Origin of the sequence: Kitasatospora sp. NPDC059673 (assembly GCF_042734215.1) — a bacterium.
In the GTDB taxonomy this organism is placed as follows: Bacteria; Actinomycetota; Actinomycetes; order Streptomycetales; family Streptomycetaceae; genus Kitasatospora.
Genome location: NZ_JBHWEN010000026.1, coordinates 1 through 21,736 on the forward strand (window position 1 = coordinate 1; position 21,736 = coordinate 21,736).

Below are 21,736 nucleotides of genomic sequence, written 5' to 3' on the forward strand. Positions count from 1 at the left end.
GCTAAGCCTCACAGCGCCGATGGTACTGCAGGGGGGACCCTGTGGGAGAGTAGGACGCCGCCGAACAATTCTTCTGGAGAAGCCCCCTGACGGGATGTCAGGGGGCTTTTCTGTTGTAAGGTCGATTCCGCACACTTTGTCGTTGGTACCACAGGAGGCTCCGCACAGTGGAGGTCCAGGAGACGCGCGTCCAGACCGACCGGGTCCTTACGATCCCCAATCTGCTGAGCATGGCTCGGCTGGTGGGCGTGCCGATCTTTTTGTGGTTGGTGTTGTGGCCGGTCTTCGGGGGGCCGAAGAATGACGGGTGGGCGATTGTCGTTCTGATGCTGAGTGGGGTCAGCGACTACCTGGACGGGAAGCTGGCTCGGCGGTGGGGGCAGATCAGCCGGCTGGGGCAGTTGCTGGATCCGGCGGCGGACCGGTTGTACATCCTGTCGACGCTGGTGGGGCTGACGTGGCGGGAGATCCTGCCGTGGTGGCTGACGGCTCTGCTGGTGGCCCGGGAGGCGTTTGTCGGGGTGGTGCTGTTGCGGCTCAACCGGGCGGGTTACGGGCCGTTGAACGTGAGTTTTCTGGGGAAGGCCGCCACGTTCAATCTGATGTACGCGTTTCCGCTTCTGCTGCTGGGGGTCGGTGACGGGTGGGTGCACCAGGTTGCGGAAGTGGTGAGTTGGGCGTTCATCTGGTGGGGGACGACGCTGTACTGGTTGGCCGGCGCGTTGTATGCCGTGCAGGCTCGGCAGATCTTGCAGGCGGAGCGTACGGCTGCTGTTTGAGATCAGCCTGAGACGATTCACACGGCCTCCACGGTGAGTCGGATCATTTCTTCCGGGTAGACATGCGTCGGACCGGTTTGATGGACCCGCAGGGGTTCACCACCGCGAAGGAGGACGCACCCGTATGAAAGCCGTTGTGATGGCGGGCGGGGAGGGCACTCGACTCCGCCCCATGACCTCCAGCATGCCCAAGCCGCTGCTGCCGGTCGCCAATCGGCCGATCATGGAGCATGTGCTGCGGTTGCTGAAGCGGCACGGCCTCCCTGACACCGTGGTGACTGTGCAGTTCCTGGCGTCGCTGGTGAAGAACTACTTCGGTGACGGTGAGGAACTGGGGATGCACCTCACCTATGCCAACGAAGAAACGCCGCTGGGGACGGCCGGCAGTGTCAAGAACGCCGAGGACGCGCTGCGGGACGATTCGTTTTTGGTGATCTCCGGTGATGCGCTGACGGATTTTGATCTTTCCGAGCTGATTGCCTTTCACCGGGAGAAGGGCGCGCTGGTGACGGTGTGCCTGACCCGGGTGCCGAACCCGTTGGAATTCGGTATCACCATCACGGACGACGAGGGCAAGGTCGAGCGGTTCCTGGAGAAGCCGACCTGGGGGCAAGTGTTCTCGGACACCGTGAACACCGGCATCTACGTGATGGAGCCGGAGGTCTTCGACTATGTGGCGGCGGGGGAGCCGGTCGACTGGTCGAGCGATGTGTTTCCGCGGTTGCTCAAGGAGGGCAAGCCGGTGTTCGGCTATGTCGCCGAGGGCTACTGGGAGGACGTGGGCACCCACGAGAGCTACCTGAAGGCCCAGGCGGACGTGCTGGAGGGGAAGGTCCACGTCGAGCTGGACGGGTTCGAGATCTCGCCGGGCGTGTGGGTGGCCGAGGGGGCGGAGGTGGACCCGGAGGCGGTGCTGCGCGGGCCGCTGTACATCGGTGACTACGCCAAGGTCGAGGCCGGCGTGGAGCTGCGTGAGCACACCGTGCTGGGTTCCAACGTGGTGGTGAAGCGCGGGGCGTTCCTGCACAAGGCGGTGGTGCACGACAACGTGTACGTGGGGCCGCAGTCGAATCTGCGCGGGTGTGTGGTCGGGAAGAACACCGACGTGATGCAGGCGGCGCGGATCGACGAGGGGGCGGTGATCGGTGACGAGTGTCTGATCGGCGAGGAGTCGATCATCGCGGGCAACGTCCGGGTGTACCCGTTCAAGACGATCGAGGCCGGCGCGTTCGTCAACACCTCGGTGATCTGGGAGTCCCGCGGCCAGGAGCACCTGTTCGGGGTGCGCGGGGTGTCGGGGATCCTGAACGTGGAGATCACGCCGGAGCTGGCGGTGCGGCTGGCGGGGGCGTATGCGACGACGCTGAAGAAGGGCGCCACCGTCACCATCGCGCGTGACCACTCGCGGGGTGCGCGGGCGTTGAAGCGGGCGATGATCTCGGCGCTGCAGACCAGTGCGATCGACGTCCGGGACTTGGAGAACGTGCCGATGCCGGTGGCCCGGCAGGCGACGGCGCGGGGGAGTGCGGGCGGGATCTTCCTGCGGACCACGCCGGGGGTGCCGGACTCGCTGGACATCCTGTTCTTCGACGAGCGCGGCGCGGATCTGTCGCAGGCCGGGCAGCGGAAGCTGGACCGGGTGTACGCGCGGCAGGAGTTCCGGCGGGCGTTCCCGGGCGAGATCGGCGACCTGTTGCACCCGGCGAGCGTGTTCGACTCGTATGCGACGAACCTGCTGCGGTCGGTGGACACCACCGGGGTGCGGGAGGCCGGGCTGAAGGTGGTGGTGGATGCCGCGCACGGCAGTGCGGGGCTGGTGCTGCCGAGCATCCTGGGCCGGCTCGGGGTGGAGACGCTGACGGTGGCCGGCGGCCTGGACGAGGCGCGGCCGACCGAGGGCGCGGACGAGCGGCGGGCGGCGCTGGCCAGACTGGGTGAGCTGGTGGCGTCCTCGCGGGCCGCGTTCGGGGTGCGGTTCGACCCGGTCGGTGAGCGGGTGTCCTTCGTGGACGAGCAGGGCCGGGTGATCGAGGACGACCGGGCGCTGCTGGTGCTGCTGGACCTGGTCGCGGCGGAGCGCCGCGCCGGGCAGGTGGCGCTGCCGGTGACGACGACCCGGATCGCCGAGCAGGTGGCGGCGTACCACGGCACCCAGGTGATCTGGACCACGACCTCGCCGGACGACCTGGCGAAGGCCGCGGCGGCGGACGGCACGATTTTCGGTGGCGACGGGCGCGGCGGTTTCGTGGTGCCGGAGTTCTCCGGGGTGCTGGACGGCGCGGCGGCGTTCGTGCGGCTGGTGGGCCTGGTGGCACGGACGCAGCTGACGCTGAGCCAGATCGACGCGCGGATCCCGCAGGCGCACATCCAGAAGCGGGACATCGCGACGCCGTGGGCCGCGAAGGGCATGGTGATGCGCTCGGTGGTGGAGGCGGCGGGCAATCGCAAGCTGGACACCACGGACGGGGTGCGGGTGGTCGAGGCGGACGGCCGGTGGACGCTGGTGCTGCCGGACCCGGCGGAGGCCGTGACGCACCTGTGGGCGGAGGGCCCGGACGACGAGGCGACGGCGCGGCTGCTGGACGAGTGGGCGACGGTCGTGGACGGCGCCGGGAGGTAGTGCGGAGATGTTCTGGTGGGGACGGGCCTGCGGGTCCGTCCCCACCGGGCGTTTGTCACGATCGTGTGCCGATACCGTCCTGCGGGCCCGGGGGCTGGTCGTGGGCCGCGTCAGGGTCGTGAAACGATGTGGCGCATGCCAGCAACGTCGACGCCGAATGACCCGGACGGGCGATTCCGCCGTCCGGACGCATCGATGTCCCTGCTGACCACGGTGATGGACCACTCGCTGGACGACGGGTACGCGGAGGCGGCCCGGGCGCGCGGGGCGGAGGGCCGGTCGCGGCTGCCGGCGACGGCGAAGGGGCGGCTGGTGCTGGCCCTGGGGCTGGCGCTGGCGGCGACGGTGGTGACGGTCGGGGCGGTGAACACGCAGGAGGCGGCGCCGGTCCTGGCGAAGGAGCGGGACGCCCTGGTGAGCCGGGTGAACGACGCCAACAAGGCGGCGGACGCGTTGCAGCGGCAGGTCGAGGAGGACCGCGACAAGGTCGAGGACGCGCAGGCGCAGGCCTTGCAGTCCGGGGACGACGGCGGGTTGGCGCGGCTGGCGGCGCAGGCCGGGACCGGGGAGATCACCGGTCCGGGTGTGAAGCTGGTGATCGAGGAAGCGCCCGGCGTCGGTGGTGGCGGCAATGTGAGCGATCCGCGGAACGCGGAGGGTTTCGGCAACAAGGGCCGGGTGCAGGACCACGACCTGCAGTACGCGGTGAACGGACTGTGGCTGGCGGGCGCGGAGGCGGTGTCCGTGAACGGGCAGCGGCTGACCGCGCTGTCGGCGATTCGGGCGGCCGGTGACGCGATTCTGGTGGACAACAGGCCGCTGGTGCCGCCGTACACGCTGCTGGCGATCGGGGACGGGCCGCGGCTGGCGCAGGCGTTCCAGGACAACGAGGGCGGCCACTACCTGAAGGTCATTCAGGACAGTTACGGGATCCGCTCGACGGTGTCCGCGCAGAAGTCGTTGACGCTGCCGGCCGCGTTGGGCGTGACCTTGCGGGTGGCCGGGAAGCAGTCGCCGTCGCCGTCGTCCGCGCCGTCCCAGTCGTCCGTACCGCAGTCGTCGTCGCAGGCGCCGTCGTCGCCGACCGCGAAGCCGAAGTCGCCGACCTCGTCGGGGCCGTCGAAGTCCCCGGGTTCGACCGTGAAGTCCACTCCCTCCGGAACAGGAGCAGCTACACCGTGATTGCCGTACTGGGTCTCGTGATCGGCGTGGTCGTCGGCGTGTTCGTGCAGCCGGAGGTGCCGAACGCGGTGGTGCCGTATCTGCCGATCGCGGTGGTGGCGGCGCTGGACGCGGTGTTCGGCGGCGTGCGGGCGATGCTGGACGGGATCTTCGACGACAAGGTTTTCGTGGTGTCGTTCCTGTCGAACGTGGTGGTGGCGGCGCTGATCGTGTTCCTGGGCGACCAGTTGGGCGTGGGCTCGCAGCTGTCCACCGGCGTGGTGGTGGTGCTGGGCATCCGGATCTTCTCGAACGCGGCGGCGATCCGTCGGCACGTGTTCAGGGCCTAGGGAGCGGTTGTGAGCGAGGAGAAGGAGCCGAAGGGCCCGGAGCAGCCGGAGCAGCCGGTTGCGGTGGAGGAACCGAAGGAGCCGGTCGAGAAGCCGGAGCCCGTTTCGGAACCCGAGGCTGAGCCGGAGCCGGAGCCGGAGCCGGTCGTGGAGCCGGAGCCGGTCGTGGAGCTGGAGCCGGTGGTGGAGCTGGAGCCGGTGGTGGAGAAGCCGGTGGTGGAGAAGCCGGTGGTGGCGCGTGAGGCGGCCGCTCCGGTGCCGGTGGCGTTGCCCTCGGACGGGCGGACGCGGTTGAAGGCGGCGCTGTGGCCGCCCCGGGTGTCGCGCGGTCAGTTCGTGGTGGCGCTGTTGCTGTTCGCGCTGGGTCTGGCGCTGGCGATCCAGGTGCGGTCGACGAACGACCACAGCCAGCTGCGCGGGGCGCGGCAGGAGGACCTGGTGCGGATCCTGGACGAACTGGACGGCCGTCAGCAGCGTCTCCAGTTCGAGAAGACGCAGCTGGAGCAGTCCTTGGCGCAGTTGGAGAACTCGTCCAACCAGGCCAAGGAGGCGCAGGAGCAGACCAGGAAGAAGGCGGCCGAGCTCGGGGTGCTGGCGGGGACGGAGAAGGCGACCGGTCCGGGGATCGTGCTGACGATCGATGATCCCCAAGGGCAGGTGAAGGCGGATATGCTGCTGGACACCCTGCAGGAACTCCGAGCGGCGGGGGCGGAGGCGATTCAGATCAACGACGTGCGCGTGGTGGCCGGGACGCATTTCACCGACAACGCGTCGGGTGGCGGTGTGCGGATCGACGGGAAGAACGTGTCGCAGCCGTTCCGCTTCACCGTCGTGGGCAACCCGCAGGATCTGACTCCGGCGCTGAACATTCCCGGTGGTGTGGTGCGCAGCTTGGAGAAGCAGCAGGCGCGGGCGACCATCGTCCAGCAGCAGAAGGTGGTGGTGGACATGTTGGCCACCCCGCGGCCGTTGCAGTACGGCAAGCCGGCGGCGAAGTGACGGGGCGCGCTCCGTACGGTTCGTCAGCTGCGGGTCGCCCCCGGTGGTGGGTGCCCGCAGGGGGTCGGCGACACTGGGTCTTGTCGATCGTCAGTTTCCGGCCGGATGCCGGGCTTACCGCCACACCGAGCCCTGAACCCTGCCCCGCGGGCGGTTCTGTCACACGCAAGGGGATTCGCCCGTGAGTTTTTTCTCGAAGCTTTTCGGCCGTAACAAGCAGGCGGCGGCGGAGGCGCCGACCGCCCGGTACCGGCAGGAGGACGGCGGGGTGCCGCCGGCCCGTCCGGCGCCGGACGGGCAGCGTCCGCTGTACCGGGAGGACGTGACCCAGGGGGCCGGCGTGCCGACCGGGCAGTTCGATGCGGGTTACGGCGCGTCGGTTGATTCGTCGGGCGGGCCGCGCATAGGTTTCCCGACAGGACCCTCAACCTCCGGTGGAGGGTTTGCCCCGGACACCTACGCCGGGCACCCCACGTCGGGTGTGCCGCGCCAGGAGGCTGTGAACATGGCTGGCACCAGCCCGTGCCCGCGGTGCGGGAACCAGAACCCGGCGCAGGCCCGGTTCTGCTCGAACTGCGGTACTCAGCTGCGTGGCGGCGGTTTCCCGGAGGGCGCGGTGGAGACCACGTCGACCATTTCGATCTCCGGTCTCGAGTCGTACGACCCGACCGCGACGTCGACGGGTGCCACTCCGGCGCTGTCGGCCGAGGTGATGGCGGCGATTGACGCGCTGCCGCCGGGTTCGGCGCTGCTGATCGTGCAGCGCGGCCCGAACTCGGGGAGCCGGTTCCTGCTGGACTCGGACGTGACCACGGCGGGTCGCCACCCGCAGGGGGACATCTTCCTGGACGACGTGACGGTGTCGCGTCGGCACGTGGAGTTCCGCCGGCAGCCCGACGGTGGCTTCTCGGTCGCGGACGTGGGCAGCCTGAACGGCACCTACGTGAACCGGGAGCGGATCGACGAGGTGCTGCTGAGCAACGGCGACGAGGTGCAGATCGGTAAGTACCGGCTGGTGTTCTTCGCCAGTCACCACCGGGGGTACTGACCACTTCTCCGTTTGGAGCCCGAGTGACCCCACAGATTCCGACCCCGTCCCTCGGGGCCTCGCCCGTGCCGGCTTCGCGCCGCGCGGGCGAGGCGCGCCGGCGGGGTGACGAACTGCTGTCCATCGGCGCGGTGCTGGCCTTCCTGCGGGACGACTTCCCGGAGGTGACGATCTCGAAGATCCGCTTTCTGGAGGCGGAGGGCCTGGTCGAGCCGCAGCGCACCCCGTCCGGCTACCGGAAGTTCTCGGCGGCGGACGTGGAGCGGCTGGCGTACGTGCTGCGGATGCAGCGCGACCACTATCTGCCGTTGCGGGTGATCCGCGAGCACCTGGACGCGATCGAGCGCGGTGAGCAGCCGCCGGCGCTGCCGGCGGCGGAGGCGCGTCCGGGGCCGCTGGAGGAGGCGGACCGGGAGCTGGCGGGGTCGTCCTCGGCGGGCGGGGTGCGGCTGGGCCGGGCCGAGCTGATCGCGGCGGCGGAGGCGCAGGAGCGGGAGCTCGTGGAGTGGGAGTCGTACGGGCTGGTGCAGCCGGGGCCGGACGGCGGGTACGACGGGGAGGCCCTGCAGATCGCGCGGCTGGTGGCGGAGCTGGGCCGGTTCGGTCTGGAGCCGCGGCACCTGCGGGCGATGAAGGCGGCGGCGGACCGTGAGGTTTCGCTGGTGGAGCAGGTGGTGGCGCCGTTGCGGCGGCACCGCAATCCGCAGACCCGCGCGCACGCGGAGGCGACGGCCCGGGAGTTGGCGACCTTGTCGGTGCGGTTGCACGCGGCGATGGTTCAGGCCGGGCTGCGGGCCCGGTCCTGAGCGGGCGGCCGGTGGGCGGCGTCCGGATCATGGTGGCCGCTGCCTGCTGCGCTTTCCTATCGGGGGCGCGCGCCATAGGGTTGCTGGTGTGAATGAGCTCGACGTCGTGGGTGTCCGGGTGGAGATGCCCTCCAACCAGCCGATCGTGCTGCTGCGGGAGGTCGGCGGGGACCGCTACCTGCCGATCTGGATCGGGCCGGGGGAAGCCACCGCGATCGCTTTTGCCCAGCAGGGCATGACTCCGGTGCGGCCGTTGACGCACGACCTGTTCAAGGACGTGCTGGAAGCGCTCGGTCAGCAGCTGACCGAGGTGCGGATCAACGACCTGCGGGACGGGGTGTTCTACGCGGACCTGGTGTTCTCCGGGGGCGCCGAGGTGAGTGCGCGCCCCTCCGACGCGATAGCGCTGGCGCTGCGCACCGGCACGCCGATCTTCGGGAGCGAGGAGGTGCTGGCGGAGGCCGGTATCTCGATTCCGGACGAGCAGGAGGACGAGGTCGAGAAGTTCCGGGAGTTCCTGGACCAGGTCTCGCCGGAGGATTTCGGCGGTGGGCCGCAGTAGGTCCGCGCCGCAGTGGGCCGTAGTGGTCGGCGGTCGGTGGCGGGCGATGGCATCCGGTGGCGTTCGGTCACCCGGGGTGGACGCTCTGCTAGCGGGGCGGGCCGTCGGTCGCAACTCGGCTGTGGTAGAAATCCATTTCGCTACCCGCGCTTGGGGCACGAATAACCACTCGATGGGGTGAAGTTTGTGCGAGGCCCCGGCGTGGCGATCGTTGACGGTGCTTGGGCGACTGCCTACCGTCAGGTGACGGCCCGCCGGACGGGCCGCCCGCAGCCTGGGCCCGTCGGGTCCGTGCGGGGCCACAGGGGCCTTGAAGCGGAATGGACGGAGGTTGGCGATGAGCGGCACCGGCGACGAGACGCGTTCCGGAGCCCTGTGCGCGGTGCACGTGCCGCGCGCCGGCCGCGGTCCGATCGGGCGGCCCCGGTGGCCCGAACCGGACGGTGACGAGCTGCCCCGAGTCGGCCGCTTCCCGGCCGTCCAGCCCGGGCAGCCGGCGATCGAACGGCTCACCCCGACCTCCGCACTGGTCGGCTACCGCGGCCCCACGGCCTGCGCGGCCGCCGGCATCACCTACCGCCAGCTCGACTACTGGGCGCGCACCGGGCTGCTGGAGCCCTCGGTGCGCTCCACCTACCCGGCCGGCGCGCAGCGGCTGTACAGCTTCCGGGACATCCTCCTGCTGAAGATCGTCAAGCGGCTGCTGGACGCCGGTGTCTCGCTGCAGAACATCCGGGTCGCCGTCACGCACCTGCAGTCCGCCGACCAGGCCGGCCTGACCGGGCTGACGCTGATGTGCGACGGCGCGACGGTCTACGAATGCACCTCGCCGCAGCAGGTCGTCGATCTGCTGAACGGCGGCCAGGGCGTGTTCGGCATCGCGGTCGGCGCGGTCTGGCAGGAGCTGGAGGCCACGCTCGGGCGGCTGCACGGCGAGCGCACCGACACCGGTGAGACGCTGCTCGGCCACGACCCGGCGGACGAGTTGGCGCAGCGGCGCAACCGCGCGGTCTGACGGCGCGGCGGCGAGTCCCTCCTGGGGAACCGGTCGGGCCGGTGGTTCGTCCACTCCCGTGTGCGAATGATCATGCGGGGGCTCGGGCGGCGCTGGCGGTGGCTGCTGACGCGGCGGCCGCCCGGCTGGGGCAGCAGGCGTGGGCAGCGGCGCTGGTTCCAGGCGCTGGTGGCGTGCTCGGTGCTGATGCTGACCCCGAACGCATGGCTGTTCGTGACGCAGTCCCACAAGATCGGCACCGTGCAGAGCGTGCCGGCCGCGCCGGTGGCGATGGTGTTCGGCGCAGGTCTGATGAACGGCAAGCCCTCTCCGTACCTGGCGCACCGGCTGGACGCCGCGCTCGAGCTGTACCGGGCGCACAAGGTGCAGGCGATTCTGGTGACCGGCGACAACGGCACCGTCGAGTACGACGAGACCGACGCGATGCGGGCCTACTTGATCGAACGCGGCGTGCCGGAGATTCGGGTGGTCGGCGATTACGCGGGCTTCGACACCTGGGACTCCTGCACCCGCGCGCACCGGATCTTCGGCGTCGACAAGGCGGTGCTGATCAGCCAGACCTTCCACGTACGGCGGGCATTGGCGCTGTGCCGGGCCGCCGGGATCGAGTCGTCCGGGGTCGGCGTGGAGGAGTGGCACGACACCACCTGGCACTACGGCGAGGTACGGGAGATCGGCAGCGCGGCGAAGGCGTTCCTGAACGTGCTGGTGCGGCCCGACCCCGCGCTGCTCGGGAAGCACGAGGACGGGGTGGCCCGGGCGCTGGCCGACGCGGCGCGAGGCTGAGCGGCGCGGCCGCCCCCGCAGGGGATTGTCGGTGGGGCGCGGGATGATCGAGCCGTGCGGTCCGTCCCGAGCATCATTCATCTCGACATGGACGCCTTCTTCGCGGCCGTGGAGCAGGCGTCCAAACCGAGCCTGCGCGGGAAGCCCGTCATCGTCGGCGGTCTCGGCGGGCGCGGGGTGGTCTCCACCGCTTCCTACGAGGCCCGGAAGTTCGGCGTGCACTCGGCGATGCCGATGGCGCAGGCGCGCCGGCTGTGCCCGAACGCGGCGTTCCTGACCGGCCGGTTCGAGGCGTACCGGGCCAACAGCGAGATCGTCATGGGCCTGCTGCGGGAGCGCTCCCCGCTGGTCGAACCGCTCAGCCTGGACGAGGCGTTCGTCGACCTGGAGGCCGGGCCGTACGGGCCGGCACTGGCCGCCGCGACGCCCGCCGAGGGAGCACAGCTGGTGCTGGCGCTGGCCGAGGACCTGCGGGCGGACATCGTGGAGCGCACCGGGCTGACCGCTTCGGTGGGCGCAGCAGCGTCCAAGCTGATGGCGAAGATCGGCTCCGAGCAGGCCAAGCCGGACGGGCTGGTGCTGATCGAACCCGGTTCGGAGCAGGCCGTGCTGGCACCGATGCCGGTGCGGGCGCTGCCTGGCATCGGGCCCGCGACGGAGCAGGCACTGCGGCGGGCCGGGCTGACCAGCGTGGCGGATCTCGCGGAGGCCGGGTTCGAGGAGTTGGTCGGGCTGCTCGGGAAGGCGCACGGCGCGGGCGTGTTCCAGATGGCGCTGGGCTGGGACGAGCGGCCGGTGGTGCCGGACCGGGACGCCAAGTCGGTCTCGGTGGAGGACACGTTCGAGGTCGATCTGGCCGATCGGGAGCGCATTCTGCGCGAGATCGACCAGCTGGCCGCGCGGTGCGTGCGGCGGTTGCGGGCGGCCGGGCGCTCCGGGCGGACGGTGGTGTTGAAGGTGCGGCGGTTCGATTTCTCGACGCTGACCCGCTCGGAGACCTTGGGTGGGCCGACGGACGATCCGGCGGTGATCGCGGCGACGGCGCGGCGCCTGGCCGGGCAGGTGGACACCACGGGGGGCGTGCGGCTGCTGGGGGTGGGCGTTGCTCAGCTCGCGGACTATACGCAGGAAGACTTGTTCGCGCAGGCGGAGCGGGAGGAGAAGGCGGAGCGGGAGGAAGAGGAGTTGGGGGAGGAGGGGGAGGAGGCCGATGAGGCCGAGGTGTCCGTCGAGCCTGCGGTTCGCCGGTGGTGGCCGGGGCAGGACGTGACGCACCGGGAGTTCGGGCCCGGGTGGGTGCAGGGGAGCGGGGTCGGGCGGGTCACGGTGCGGTTCGAGACGCCGTATTCGGAGCCGGGGCGGGTGCGGACGTTTGCGGTGGACGACGAGGGGTTGTCGGCTTCGGGGGCGCTCCCGCTCAGGCCTCCGGCGGTTCAGGGGTAGGCCGCTCAGGCCTCCGGCGGTTCAGGGGTAGGCCGCCTGCTGGGGGCGCGGACGAGGGTTCGGGGGTGGGGTGGGGAGGCGAGTGGGGGTTTGGGGTGGCTGGGCGCGCAGTTCCTCGCGCCCCTGGCTGGGTGCCCGGTTCGGGTTGGGCGCGATCGTGCGGTGGGTGTCTTCCGTCTCGCGCAGTTCCTCGCGCCCCTGGCCTCTTGGCCTCGCGCTCTGTGGCTGAATGGCGGACACCCCCCGCCGATGCCCGTGGCGGGGGGTGTCCGAGGTGACTCGCGTGTGTCCAGTACGCGAGGGGGGACGCCGTCAGGCGTCGGTCTTGGTGAGGGCCGGCTGGGGGGCGGGCTGCTCGGTGGGGGGCTTGGTGGCGCGGATGGCGAAGGGGACGACGGCGGCGACCAGGCACATGGCTCCGGCGACCCAGAAGGCGTGCTGGTAGGCGTTCAGGGTGGGGAGGTGGACCGGGATCGGGAGCTTGAGGGTGTCGCCGGTGAGGATCGCGCCCATCACGGCGGTGCCGACGGCGCCGCCGACGGTGCGCAGGACGGCGTTCATGCCGTTGGCGATGCCCGACTGCTCGGCGGGGACGGCGCCGTTGATGTAGGCGGGCATAGCCGCGTAGGCCAGGCCGACGCCGAGGCCGAAGACGGCGGAGGCGAAGTAGATGTCGAACTCGGCGTCGTGGCGCAGCGCCAGGTAGACCATGGCGACGGCGCCGAGCAGGCCGCCGAGGACCAACGGGAGGCGCGGGCCGCGGCGGGCGATCAGGAGGGCGCCGAGCGGGGCGGCGACCATGGAGCCGATGGCGGAGGGCAGCAGCATGATGCCGGCGTGCAGCACGGTGGCGGTGAAGCCGTAGTGGGTGAGCTTCTCCGGGGTCTGCGCGAAGTTGCTGATCACCAGGAACGAGCCGTACATGCCGAAGCCGATCAGCAGGCCGGAGATGTTGGTGAAGGCGACGGCCGGGCGGGCCATCATCTTCAGATCGACCAGCGGGTGGGAGACCTTGGACTCGACCAGCAGCCAGAGCAGGGCGACGACCGCGGCGACGGCGAACAGGCCGAGCGTGCGGGTGGAGGTCCAGCCCCACTCGTTGCCGCGGCTGACGGCGATCAGCAGGGCGGACAGCCAGCCGGCCAGGGTGAGCGCGCCGAGCGGGTCGGCGCCGCCGTTCTTGTCGACGACCGGGTCGGTGGGCACCCGCAGGATCACCAGCAGGACGGCGAGCAGGCCGAAGATCAGGCCCATCCAGAAGATCGACTTGTAGTTCCAGTGCTCCAGCAGCAGACCGGTGGCGACCAGGCCGAGGCCGGAGCCGACGCCCATCGAGGCGGAGATGGCGGCGACGCCGGCGGTGACCTTTCGCCGGGGCAGTTCGTCGCGCACGATGCTGATCGCCAGCGGCAGCACGCCACCGCCCGCGCCCTGGAGCACCCGGGCGACGACCAGCAGGCCGAAGGAGTGGGTGCAGACCGCGAGGCCGGAGCCGAGCACCAGGCCGGCCAGCGAGACCAGCAGCATGGGCTTGCGTCCGCGCAGGTCGCCGAAGCGGCCGAGCAGCGGGGTGAGGACCGCGGCGGAGAGCAGGTTGGCGGTCATCAGCCAGGTGATGTCGGAGCCCGAAACCTTCAGTTCCACGGCCAGCCCCGGAAGGATCGGGACGACCGCGGTCTGCACCACGCTGAACGCCAGCATGGCGAGGATCAGCGCGGGCAGGACCCTGGCGCTGGTGGGCTTGGCGGCCGCGGCAGTGGGCTGTGGTGCCTCACTCACGGGAATCCTCCGGGTTGCTTCAAACGGGCGATAGTGCAGGAACTGAAGCAACGATGTCGAAAGATGCTTCACTCTGTCAAATATCTAATGGTGAAACTTTGGCAAAGCCGAGGCCCCGGCCCGCCGAGGCGGACCGGGGCCGGGAGTTGGTGAACCGTCAGACCGCAGAGGCCTCCGGGGCCTGCGGATGAGAGTTCCACGGCTGCCGCTGCGAGGCCTCGCCGTCCGCGTCGGTGGTCGCGCCGTGCACCTCCACCTGCTCGCGGCGCAGCTCCTCGCGGATCACCTGCTCCTCGGTGTACTGCTCCACCACCAGCCGCACCCGCTCCACCGGTACCAGGTACTTGCGGATCACCGGGCGCTCCTCGCGCAGCGTGACCTCCTCCACCGCCTCGGCGATCTCCTGGTCGCTCAGCGCCGCCCGCTCCGCCTCCGACACCGGGATCCGCTCCACCCGCACGCGCTCGCGCACCACTGGCACCCGCCGCACGACCGCCTCGGTGGTCACGTACTTGCGCAGCCGGGTGGTGCCGGTGTTGTGCCACTGGGTGGTGATGTCCAGGCGCTCCTCGCGGCAGGTGATCTCCACCGGCTTCTGCCGCTCCGCCCGCTCCGCCCGGTCCGCCCGGTCCGCCCGGTCCGCCCGGTCCGCCCGGTCCGCCCGGTCCGCCCGGGCGGTCGGTGGCTCGGCGGGGCGGGCCGGTGTCTCGGGGGTGGCCTGCGGGGCGGTGAAGCCGGGGGGCGCGGGGGCCGGGCCGTGGACGGGGCCCGGGGAGGGAGCGGCGGTGCCGAACTCGCGGTCGGCGGCCGGCTCGGGCGCAGGCGCAGGTGCAGGCGCGGGCGCGGACTCGGGTGGGCGCGTGGGCGTGGGTGCGGCGGTGAATCGGACGGGTTCCTCGGGGCCCGCGGTGTCGAGGCCGTAGTAGCGGTACAGCTCGAGTTCTTGTTCCGGGGAGAGGTGCTGGCCCACGCCGAAGTCCGGGGACTCCTTGATCAGCGACTTGTCGTACGGGACGTGCAGCTCGTCGCCGGAGAATTCGCTGGTGGTCAGCGGGACGAAGGCGTCCCGGCCGAAAATTCCGGTCCGGACGGCCGCCCACTCGGGTACGCCGGTGGTGTCGTCCAGGTACACCTCGTCGACCGTGCCGATCTTGTCACCGTTCCGGTCGACCGCCTTGTGTCCGATCAGGTCGCGCGGATCGATATCGGTCTGCACGCTGTCCTCCAGCTGCTGCTCCTGAGGGGCCGTCGGGGAGCGACCGGAGGAGCGTGCCGGGCCGCTATTTCACACCAAAAGGCACGTACCGGACGGTGTCACTCCGGAAGCCGCCTTCCGGGGCGGATCGGAGGGCCGCACCGGTGATCGTCCTGGCCTGCGCTGGTACCCTGGGCGGCGACCGCCGAGCCCGCTCGGGAGAGTCCCGGACCCGTGAAAGAAGCGGGGTTGCGGGACGCCGAAGGAGCAACCCCTCCCCGGAATCTCTCAGGCATCCGTACCGAGTGGGATCAGGTCACTCTGGAAAGCAGGGCAGGACCGTCGGCACCGAAGCCGCCGGCCGCTGCACTCGCCGACGGTGCAAGCCGACCGGGGCACCACCCCGGGCGCGCGAAGCTCTCAGGTACCGATGACAGAGGGGGAGGCTGACGGGTTCGTACGCCCGGACGCTCCCACAGCGGCCGGCCGGCGTGCGTACCACCGCCGGTCCGCGACCAGGAGGCCCGACCCCCATGAACGCCCAGCCGACGCTCAGCGACCTTGAGCAGGCCAGCCCCTTCGAGCACCGCCACATCGGCCCCGACAGCGAAGCCCAGCAGAAGATGCTGGCCCAGGTCGGCTACACCTCGCTGGACGAACTGTCCGACGCGGCTGTGCCCGACGCCATCCGCAGCCTCACCGCGCTCGGCCTGCCCGCCGGCCGCAGCGAGGCCCAGGTGCTCGCCGAACTGCGCGAGCTCGCCGGCCGCAACCAGGTCCTCACCTCGATGATCGGCCTCGGCTACTACGGCACCTTCACCCCGCCGGTCATCCTGCGCAACGTCCTCGAGAACCCCGCCTGGTACACCGCGTACACCCCGTACCAGCCGGAGATCTCCCAGGGCCGCCTGGAGGCCCTGCTCAACTTCCAGACCATGGTCGCCGACCTGACCGGCCTGGCCACCTCCGGCTCCTCGCTGCTCGACGAGGGCACCGCCGCCGCCGAGGCGATGGCCCTGGCCCGGCGCGTCACCAAGGTCAAGGGCGGCGTCTTCCTGGTCGATGCCGACACCCTGCCGCAGACCCTCGCCGTGATCCAGACCCGCGCCGAACCGACCGGCGTCGAGGTCGTCACCGCGGACCTGTCGAACGGCATCCCCGCGGAGATCGCCGAGCGCGGCGTCTTCGGCGTGCTGATCCAGTACCCCGGCGCGTCCGGCGCGGTGCGGGAGATCAAGCCCGTCATCGAGCAGGCCCACCAGCTCGGCGCGATCGTCGCCGTCGCCGCCGACCTGCTCGCCCTCACCCTGCTGCGCTCGCCCGGCGAGCTCGGCGCCGACATCGCCTGCGGCACCTCGCAGCGCTTCGGCGTCCCGATGGGCTTCGGCGGCCCGCACGCCGGCTACCTGGCCGTCCGCGCCGAGTACGCCCGCAACCTGCCCGGCCGCCTGGTCGGCGTCTCCGTCGATGCCGACGGCAACCGCGCCTACCGGCTCGCCCTGCAGACCCGCGAGCAGCACATCCGCCGCGAGAAGGCCACCTCCAACATCTGCACCGCGCAGGTGCTGCTGGCCGTGATGGCCTCCATGTACGCCGTCTACCACGGCCCCGACGGCCTCGCCGACATCGCCCGCCGCACCCACCGCTACGCCGCCGCGCTCGCCGCCGGCCTGCGCGCGGGCGGCGTCGAGCTCGCCCACGAGGCGTTCTTCGACACCGTGACGGCCGTTGTGCCGGGCAAGGCCGACGAGGTTGTCGCCGCGGCGCTGGCCGGTGGCGTGAACGTGTACAAGGTCGATGGCGACCGGGTCTCGGTCTCGTGCGACGAGACGACGACCCGTGAGCACCTGGCGGCCGTGTTCGCCGCGTTCGGTGTCGAGAACGTGGTCGCCGAGGACGCGGAGGCGCTCCCCGCCGCGCTGCTGCGCGAGGACGACTACCTCACCCACCCGGTGTTCCACAGCCACCGCTCCGAGACGGCGATGCTGCGCTACCTGCGCCGCCTCTCGGACCGCGACTACGCGCTCGACCGCGGCATGATCCCGCTGGGCTCCTGCACCATGAAGCTCAACGCGACCACCGAGATGGAGCCGATCACCTGGCCCGAGTTCGGCCAGCTGCACCCGTTCGCGCCGGTCGACCAGGCCGAGGGCTTCCTGACGCTGATCCGCGGGCTGGAGCAGCAGCTGGTGGAGGTCACCGGCTACGACGCCGTGTCGATCCAGCCGAACGCGGGCTCGCAGGGCGAGCTGTCCGGTCTGCTGGCCGTCCGGGCGTACCACCGGGCGAACGGCGACACCCAGCGCGACGTCTGCCTCATCCCGTCGTCCGCGCACGGCACCAACGCGGCCTCGGCGGCGATGGCCGGGATGCGGGTCGTGGTCGTCAAGACGCTGGCCGACGGTGACGTGGACGTCGAGGACCTCAAGGCCAAGATCGAGCAGCACCGCGAGCAGCTGGCCGTGCTGATGGTCACCTACCCGTCCACCCACGGCGTGTTCGAGACCCAGATCACCGACATCTGCGCGCTCGTCCACGAGGCCGGCGGCCAGGTGTACGTGGACGGCGCCAACCTGAACGCGCTGGTCGGCCTCGCCAAGCCCGGCAAGTTCGGCGCGGACGTCTCGCACCTGAACCTGCACAAGACCTTCTGCATCCCGCACGGCGGCGGCGGCCCCGGCGTCGGCCCGGTCGCGGTGCGCGCGCACCTCGCGCCGTACCTGCCCAACCACCCGCTGCAGGCCGAGGCCGGCCCCGCGACCGGCGTCGGACCGATCTCGGCCGCGCCGTGGGGCTCCGCGGCGATCCTGCCGATCTCCTGGTCGTACGTCCGCCTGATGGGCGGCGAGGGCCTCAAGCGCGCCACCCAGGTGGCCGTGCTGAACGCCAACTACATCGCCAAGCGGCTCGCCCCGCACTTCCCAGTGCTCTACACCGGGCCCGGCGGGCTGGTCGCGCACGAGTGCATCATCGACCTGCGGCCGCTCAGCAAGGAGACGGGCGTCAGCGTAGACGACATCGCCAAGCGACTGATCGACTACGGCTTCCACGCCCCGACCATGTCGTTCCCGGTCGCCGGCACGCTGATGATCGAGCCGACGGAGTCCGAGGACCTGCACGAGATCGACCGCTTCTGCGAGGCGATGATCGCTATCCGCCGGGAGATCGAGAAGGTCGGCTCGGGCGAATGGGCGGCGGACGACAACCCGCTGCGCAACGCGCCGCACACGGCGGCGATGCTGGCCGGGGAGTGGGCGCACGCCTACACCCGCGAAGAGGCGGTCTTTCCGGCGGGCGTCAACCCGGCGGACAAGTACTGGCCGGCGGTGCGACGCATCGACGGGGCGTACGGGGACCGGAACCTGGTCTGCTCGTGCCCGCCGCTCGATGAGTACGACGCCTGATCGGTGACCGCGTAGAGCTGGAGCCGCCCGCCGAGGGATCTTTCTTCGGCGGGCGGCTTCGGCTTTGGGGTCTTCCGCTGCGCGCAGTTCCTCGCGCCCCTGGCGGGGCGGGGAGGGGCGCCTGCGGTGGGCTTCGGCGGAGCTGAGCGGGAAGCCGCCCGGTGGGAGGGGTGCTCCCGGCGGGCGGTTTTGGCTTTGGGGTCTTCCGCTGCGCGCAGTTCCTCGCGCCCGTGGCGGGGTGCGGGGAGGGGCGCCTGCGGTGGGCTTCGGCGGAGCTGAGCGGGAAGCCGCCCGGTGGGAGGGGTGCTCCCGGCGGGCGGTTTTGGCTTTGGGGTCTTCCGCTGCGCGCAGTTCCTCGCGCCCCTGGCGGGGTGCGGGGCGGGGCGGGGGCGGGGAAAGGCGAAGGCGCCTCCGGCAGGGGGGTGCGGGAGGCGCCTTGGGTGGGGTGGGTCAGGAGTAGACCGGGCCCGTGAACTTTTCGCCGGGGCCGGAGCCGGGGGCGTCCGGGATGAGGGAGGCTTCGCGGAAGGCGAGCTGGAGGGAGCGGAGGCCGTCGCGGAGGGGGGCGGCGTGGAAGTTGGAGATTTCGGGGGCTCCGGCGGTGACCAGGCCGGCCAGGGCGGTGATCAGCTTGCGGGCCTCGTCGAGGTCCTTGTCGGCCTCGCCGCCCTCGGCCAGGCCGCACTTGACGGCGGCGGCGCTCATCAGGTGGACGGCGACGGTGGTGATCACCTCGACGGCGGGGACCTCGGCGATGTCGCGGGTCAGGTCGTCGAAGCCGAGGGCCTGGTCGGACTCGGGCGAGTGGTCGGGCTGGCTGGTCACGGTGTCACTCCGGGGTGCTGGTGCGAAAGCGCAGTACAAAGGGAGGGTACAAGGCGGGCGGAGGCGGACCGGAATACCGGTCGGCCCCGGAACGCTGGTATGCTTCGAGACTGACCGGCCAGGAACCCGATTGGGGTGCCAGGCCAGCAAGTGGAGGCTCCACTTCAGGAGGCCCGAGAGGGCAACCGCGACAGTCTCCCACCCGAGCGGCCGAAGGGCCGACGGGTCCGGTCCGTGGCGAGCGCCGCAAGGATTGCTTGCTGCCAGTGGTGTCCGTCAGGACATCCCGGAACGTGTGGAGCCCCGCCTGTACCGTGCGGGGCTTTTTTCGTGCGTTCGGTGCTTCTGCCAGGCGGCAGAGGGGCAGCGGAGCATGAATGAAGCCCCGCCCAGTGGTCGAAACCACTACGTGCGACCGCCGTCCGACGGCCGCATCGAAGAAGGTGCAACCGAGGAGGCCCCATCAGCACCGAGCCCCGCATCAACGACCGGATTCGCGTCCCCGAGGTGCGACTCGTCGGTCCCAGCGGCGAGCAGGTCGGCATCGTCCCGCTCGCGAAGGCGCTGGAGCTTGCCCAGGAGTACGACCTGGACCTGGTCGAGGTCGCCGCCACGGCGCGCCCGCCGGTGTGCAAGCTCATGGACTACGGCAAGTTCAAGTACGAGTCGGCCATGAAGGCCCGTGAGGCGCGCAAGAACCAGGCGCACACGGTCATCAAGGAGATGAAGCTCCGGCCGAAGATCGACCCGCACGACTATGACACCAAGAAGGGTCACGTCGTCCGGTTCCTCAAGCAGGGCGACAAGGTCAAGATCACGATCATGTTCCGCGGTCGTGAGCAGTCCCGCCCCGAGCTGGGCTTCCGACTGCTGCAGCGGCTCGCGGAGGATGTCCAGGAGCTCGGCTTCGTGGAGTCCGCGGCCAAGCAGGACGGCCGAAACATGATCATGGTTCTCGGCCCGCACAAGAAGAAGACCGAGGCGATGGCCGAGGCCCGCGCCGCCGCCGACGCCCGCAAGGCGGAGCGGCTCGGTCGCGGCCCGGCCGCGGAGCAGTCGGACGAGGCGGAGCCGGTCGAGGAGACCGAGACCGAGACCGCCGAGCCGGCCGCCGAGGTCGAGCAGCCCGCCGAGACCGCCCAGGACGCCTGAGCCTTCGGGCTCGGATTCCGGACGGGATCGGCACCGGACCCGGGGCATCCGCCCCGGCGACGAGATCCATCCAGTTCCGGCCCGCACCCACCGGGTGCGGGCCGCGAACGGACCGACGAGGAGATACGGCGACATGCCGAAGCAGAAGACGCACAGCGGCGCCAGCAAGCGCTTCAAGATCACTGGCTCCGGGAAGGTGCTGCGCGAGCGTGCCGGCCGTCGCCACCTGCTTGAGCACAAGCCCTCGACGCTGACCCGCAAGCTGGCCGGCAACGCCGAGATGGCCCCCGGCGACGCCAAGAAGATCAAGAAGCTTCTCGGCAAGTGATCGCCCGCCCGCGGCCGCGCCGCGGGCACAGCTGATCCTTACCGACCGAATCGAATAACGGACCGGCGGCACGAACCCGGGGTCCGGAACCAAGGAGTAATGAAGTGGCACGCGTCAAGCGGGCAGTGAACGCCCACAAGAAGCGCCGGGTCATCCTGGAGCGCGCCTCCGGCTACCGCGGCCAGCGCTCGCGCCTGTACCGCAAGGCCAAGGAGCAGGTCACCCACTCGCTGGTCTACAACTTCAACGACCGCAAGAAGCGCAAGGGCGACTTCCGTCAGCTGTGGATCCAGCGCATCAACGCCGCTGCCCGCGCCAACGGCATGACCTACAACCGCTTCGTGCAGGGCCTGAAGGCCGCCGGCGTCGAGATCGACCGCAAGATGCTCGCCGAGCTCGCGGTCAACGACACCGTCGCGTTCCACGCGCTGGTCGAGGTCGCCCAGAAGGCGCTGCCGGAGGACGTCAACGCCCCCAAGGTCGCCGCCTGATCCAGGCCGTGCCCTGATTGCTTTTCCCGGACCCGCAGGCCGCCCGGCCTGCGGGTCCGTGCGTTACAGCGCCCCTGCCCTCTTGTCCGCCCGCCCCTTCGTGACGAAGAACGTGAGCATGAGCACCGAGACCCCCCTGCTGACCTCCCTGCGCTCCCCGCGCGTCGTCGCCGCCCGCCGGCTGGCCAAGCGCAACCAGCGGAGCAAGGAGCGGCGTTTCCTGGCCGAGGGCCCGCAGGCCGTGCGCGAGGCGGTGGCGTTCGGGCGGCTGCCCGGCGGGGAGCACACCGTGGTGGAGGTGTACCTGACCCGCGAGGCCGCCGAGCGGCACGCCGAGATCGTGGCCACCGCACACGCCGAGGGCCTGCCGGTGCTGACCGCCACCGAGGAAGTGATCGCGGAGATCTGCGACACCGTCACCCCGCAGGGCATCGTCGCGCTGTGCCGGTTCATCGACACCCCGTTCGAGCAGGTGCTGGCGTCCCGGCCGAAGCTGGTCGCGGTGCTCGCGCACGTGCGCGACCCCGGGAACGCGGGCACCGTGCTGCGCACCGCGGACGCGGCGGGCGCGGACGCGGTGGTGCTGACCGACGCCTCGGTGGACCCGTACAACCCGAAGGCGGTGCGGGCGTCGGTGGGCAGCCTGTTCCACCTGCCGTTCGCGACCGGGGTGCCGGTCGAGGAAGCGGTGGCGCGGCTGCGGGAGGCCGGGGTGCGGGTGCTGGCCGCGGACGGCGCCGGGCAGCGCGACCTGGACCAGGAACTGGACGAGGGCACCCTTGAGGGCCCGTGCGCGTGGGTGTTCGGCAATGAGGCGTGGGGGCTGCCGGAGGAGACCCGGGCGCTGGCGGACGAGGTGGTGCGCGTCCCGATCCACGGGCACGCGGAGAGCTTGAATCTCGCCACGGCCGCCGCCGTGTGCCTGTACGCCTCCGCGCGCGCCCAGCGCTCCCCCGGCGGGTGTCGCGGCACGGCCTGAGCGCGCTAGGGTCG

The 21,736-nt window shown here is 71.1% G+C and carries 19 protein-coding genes and 1 riboswitch; of the genes, 16 read left to right on the forward strand and 3 right to left on the reverse strand.

Annotated features, from left to right (window positions below; genetic code table 11):
* Positions 1–167: 167 nt before the first annotated feature.
* The 11 genes from ACFV18_RS26115 (at position 168) to ACFV18_RS26165 (ending at position 11,569) form a co-directional block, all read left to right on the forward strand.
* A complete protein-coding gene (locus tag ACFV18_RS26115) occupies positions 168–779 on the forward strand; it encodes a CDP-alcohol phosphatidyltransferase family protein (protein ID WP_380487152.1) in 612 nt (203 codons plus the stop codon).
* Positions 780–903: 124 nt separating this feature from the next.
* A complete protein-coding gene (locus tag ACFV18_RS26120; protein WP_380487154.1) occupies positions 904–3,399 on the forward strand; it encodes a sugar phosphate nucleotidyltransferase in 2,496 nt (831 codons plus the stop codon).
* 195 nt (positions 3,400–3,594) lie between these two features.
* Positions 3,595–4,581, forward strand: coding sequence for a DUF881 domain-containing protein (locus ACFV18_RS26125; protein ID WP_380487156.1), 987 nt, complete (start codon positions 3,595–3,597; stop codon positions 4,579–4,581).
* Positions 4,578–4,910, forward strand: coding sequence for a small basic family protein (locus tag ACFV18_RS26130; protein ID WP_043908904.1), 333 nt, complete (start codon positions 4,578–4,580; stop codon positions 4,908–4,910). The genes ACFV18_RS26125 and ACFV18_RS26130 overlap by 4 nt, the downstream gene beginning before the upstream one ends.
* Before the next feature lie 9 nt (positions 4,911–4,919).
* Positions 4,920–5,909, forward strand: a complete 990-nt coding sequence (locus tag ACFV18_RS26135; protein ID WP_380487158.1) for a DUF881 domain-containing protein — start codon at positions 4,920–4,922, stop codon at positions 5,907–5,909.
* A 505-nt stretch (positions 5,910–6,414) separates the two neighbouring features.
* On the forward strand, positions 6,415–6,957 hold the full coding sequence (locus tag ACFV18_RS26140; protein ID WP_380487159.1) for an FHA domain-containing protein: 543 nt from the start codon (positions 6,415–6,417) through the stop codon (positions 6,955–6,957).
* 65 nt (positions 6,958–7,022) lie between these two features.
* Positions 7,023–7,763, forward strand: coding sequence for a MerR family transcriptional regulator (locus ACFV18_RS26145; RefSeq protein WP_380487296.1), 741 nt, complete (start codon positions 7,023–7,025; stop codon positions 7,761–7,763).
* A gap of 88 nt (positions 7,764–7,851) precedes the next feature.
* Positions 7,852–8,325, forward strand: coding sequence for a bifunctional nuclease family protein (locus ACFV18_RS26150; RefSeq protein ID WP_043908895.1), 474 nt, complete (start codon positions 7,852–7,854; stop codon positions 8,323–8,325).
* A 337-nt stretch (positions 8,326–8,662) separates the two neighbouring features.
* Positions 8,663–9,340, forward strand: coding sequence for a MerR family transcriptional regulator (locus ACFV18_RS26155; RefSeq protein ID WP_380487161.1), 678 nt, complete (start codon positions 8,663–8,665; stop codon positions 9,338–9,340).
* A 72-nt stretch (positions 9,341–9,412) separates the two neighbouring features.
* Entirely contained in the window at positions 9,413–10,126 is a 714-nt protein-coding gene (locus ACFV18_RS26160; RefSeq protein ID WP_380487298.1) for a vancomycin high temperature exclusion protein, read from the forward strand.
* Between the two features lie 54 nt (positions 10,127–10,180).
* A complete protein-coding gene (locus tag ACFV18_RS26165) occupies positions 10,181–11,569 on the forward strand; it encodes a DNA polymerase IV (protein WP_380487163.1) in 1,389 nt (462 codons plus the stop codon).
* A gap of 312 nt (positions 11,570–11,881) precedes the next feature.
* Here the strand turns inward: ACFV18_RS26165 and ACFV18_RS26170 are convergent, their stop codons facing one another.
* Together ACFV18_RS26170 and ACFV18_RS26175 are read right to left on the reverse strand one after the other, a co-directional pair.
* A complete protein-coding gene (locus ACFV18_RS26170) occupies positions 11,882–13,348 on the reverse strand; it encodes an MFS transporter (RefSeq protein ID WP_380487165.1) in 1,467 nt (488 codons plus the stop codon).
* A 157-nt stretch (positions 13,349–13,505) separates the two neighbouring features.
* Positions 13,506–14,564: a PRC and DUF2382 domain-containing protein gene (locus tag ACFV18_RS26175; protein ID WP_380487166.1), complete on the reverse strand. Its 1,059-nt coding sequence runs from the start codon at positions 14,562–14,564 to the stop codon at positions 13,506–13,508.
* Between the two features lie 185 nt (positions 14,565–14,749).
* Positions 14,750–14,857, forward strand: a riboswitch (glycine riboswitch).
* 219 nt (positions 14,858–15,076) lie between these two features.
* Here ACFV18_RS26175 and gcvP point away from each other — a divergent pair.
* Positions 15,077–17,947: an aminomethyl-transferring glycine dehydrogenase gene (gcvP, locus tag ACFV18_RS26180; protein WP_380487167.1), complete on the forward strand. Its 2,871-nt coding sequence runs from the start codon at positions 15,077–15,079 to the stop codon at positions 17,945–17,947.
* A gap of 450 nt (positions 17,948–18,397) precedes the next feature.
* Here the strand turns inward: gcvP and ACFV18_RS26185 are convergent, their stop codons facing one another.
* Positions 18,398–18,772 (reverse strand): DUF1844 domain-containing protein, encoded by a 375-nt coding sequence (locus ACFV18_RS26185; RefSeq protein ID WP_380487169.1) that lies wholly within the window; start codon positions 18,770–18,772, stop codon positions 18,398–18,400.
* A gap of 462 nt (positions 18,773–19,234) precedes the next feature.
* On the opposite strand from ACFV18_RS26185, the gene infC reads away from it, so the two are divergent.
* From infC to ACFV18_RS26205, 4 genes are all read left to right on the forward strand, one after another.
* Positions 19,235–19,924, forward strand: a complete 690-nt coding sequence (gene infC / locus ACFV18_RS26190) for a translation initiation factor IF-3 (RefSeq protein WP_380487301.1) — start codon at positions 19,235–19,237, stop codon at positions 19,922–19,924.
* Between the two features lie 133 nt (positions 19,925–20,057).
* A complete protein-coding gene (rpmI, locus tag ACFV18_RS26195) occupies positions 20,058–20,252 on the forward strand; it encodes a 50S ribosomal protein L35 (protein WP_030268653.1) in 195 nt (64 codons plus the stop codon).
* Between the two features lie 104 nt (positions 20,253–20,356).
* The gene (rplT, locus tag ACFV18_RS26200; RefSeq protein WP_035860415.1) at positions 20,357–20,743 is read left to right on the forward strand and encodes a 50S ribosomal protein L20; all 387 of its coding nucleotides are present in this window, start codon (positions 20,357–20,359) and stop codon (positions 20,741–20,743) included.
* 118 nt (positions 20,744–20,861) lie between these two features.
* The gene (locus ACFV18_RS26205; protein WP_380487171.1) at positions 20,862–21,722 is read left to right on the forward strand and encodes a TrmH family RNA methyltransferase; all 861 of its coding nucleotides are present in this window, start codon (positions 20,862–20,864) and stop codon (positions 21,720–21,722) included.
* Positions 21,723–21,736 lie beyond the last annotated feature (14 nt).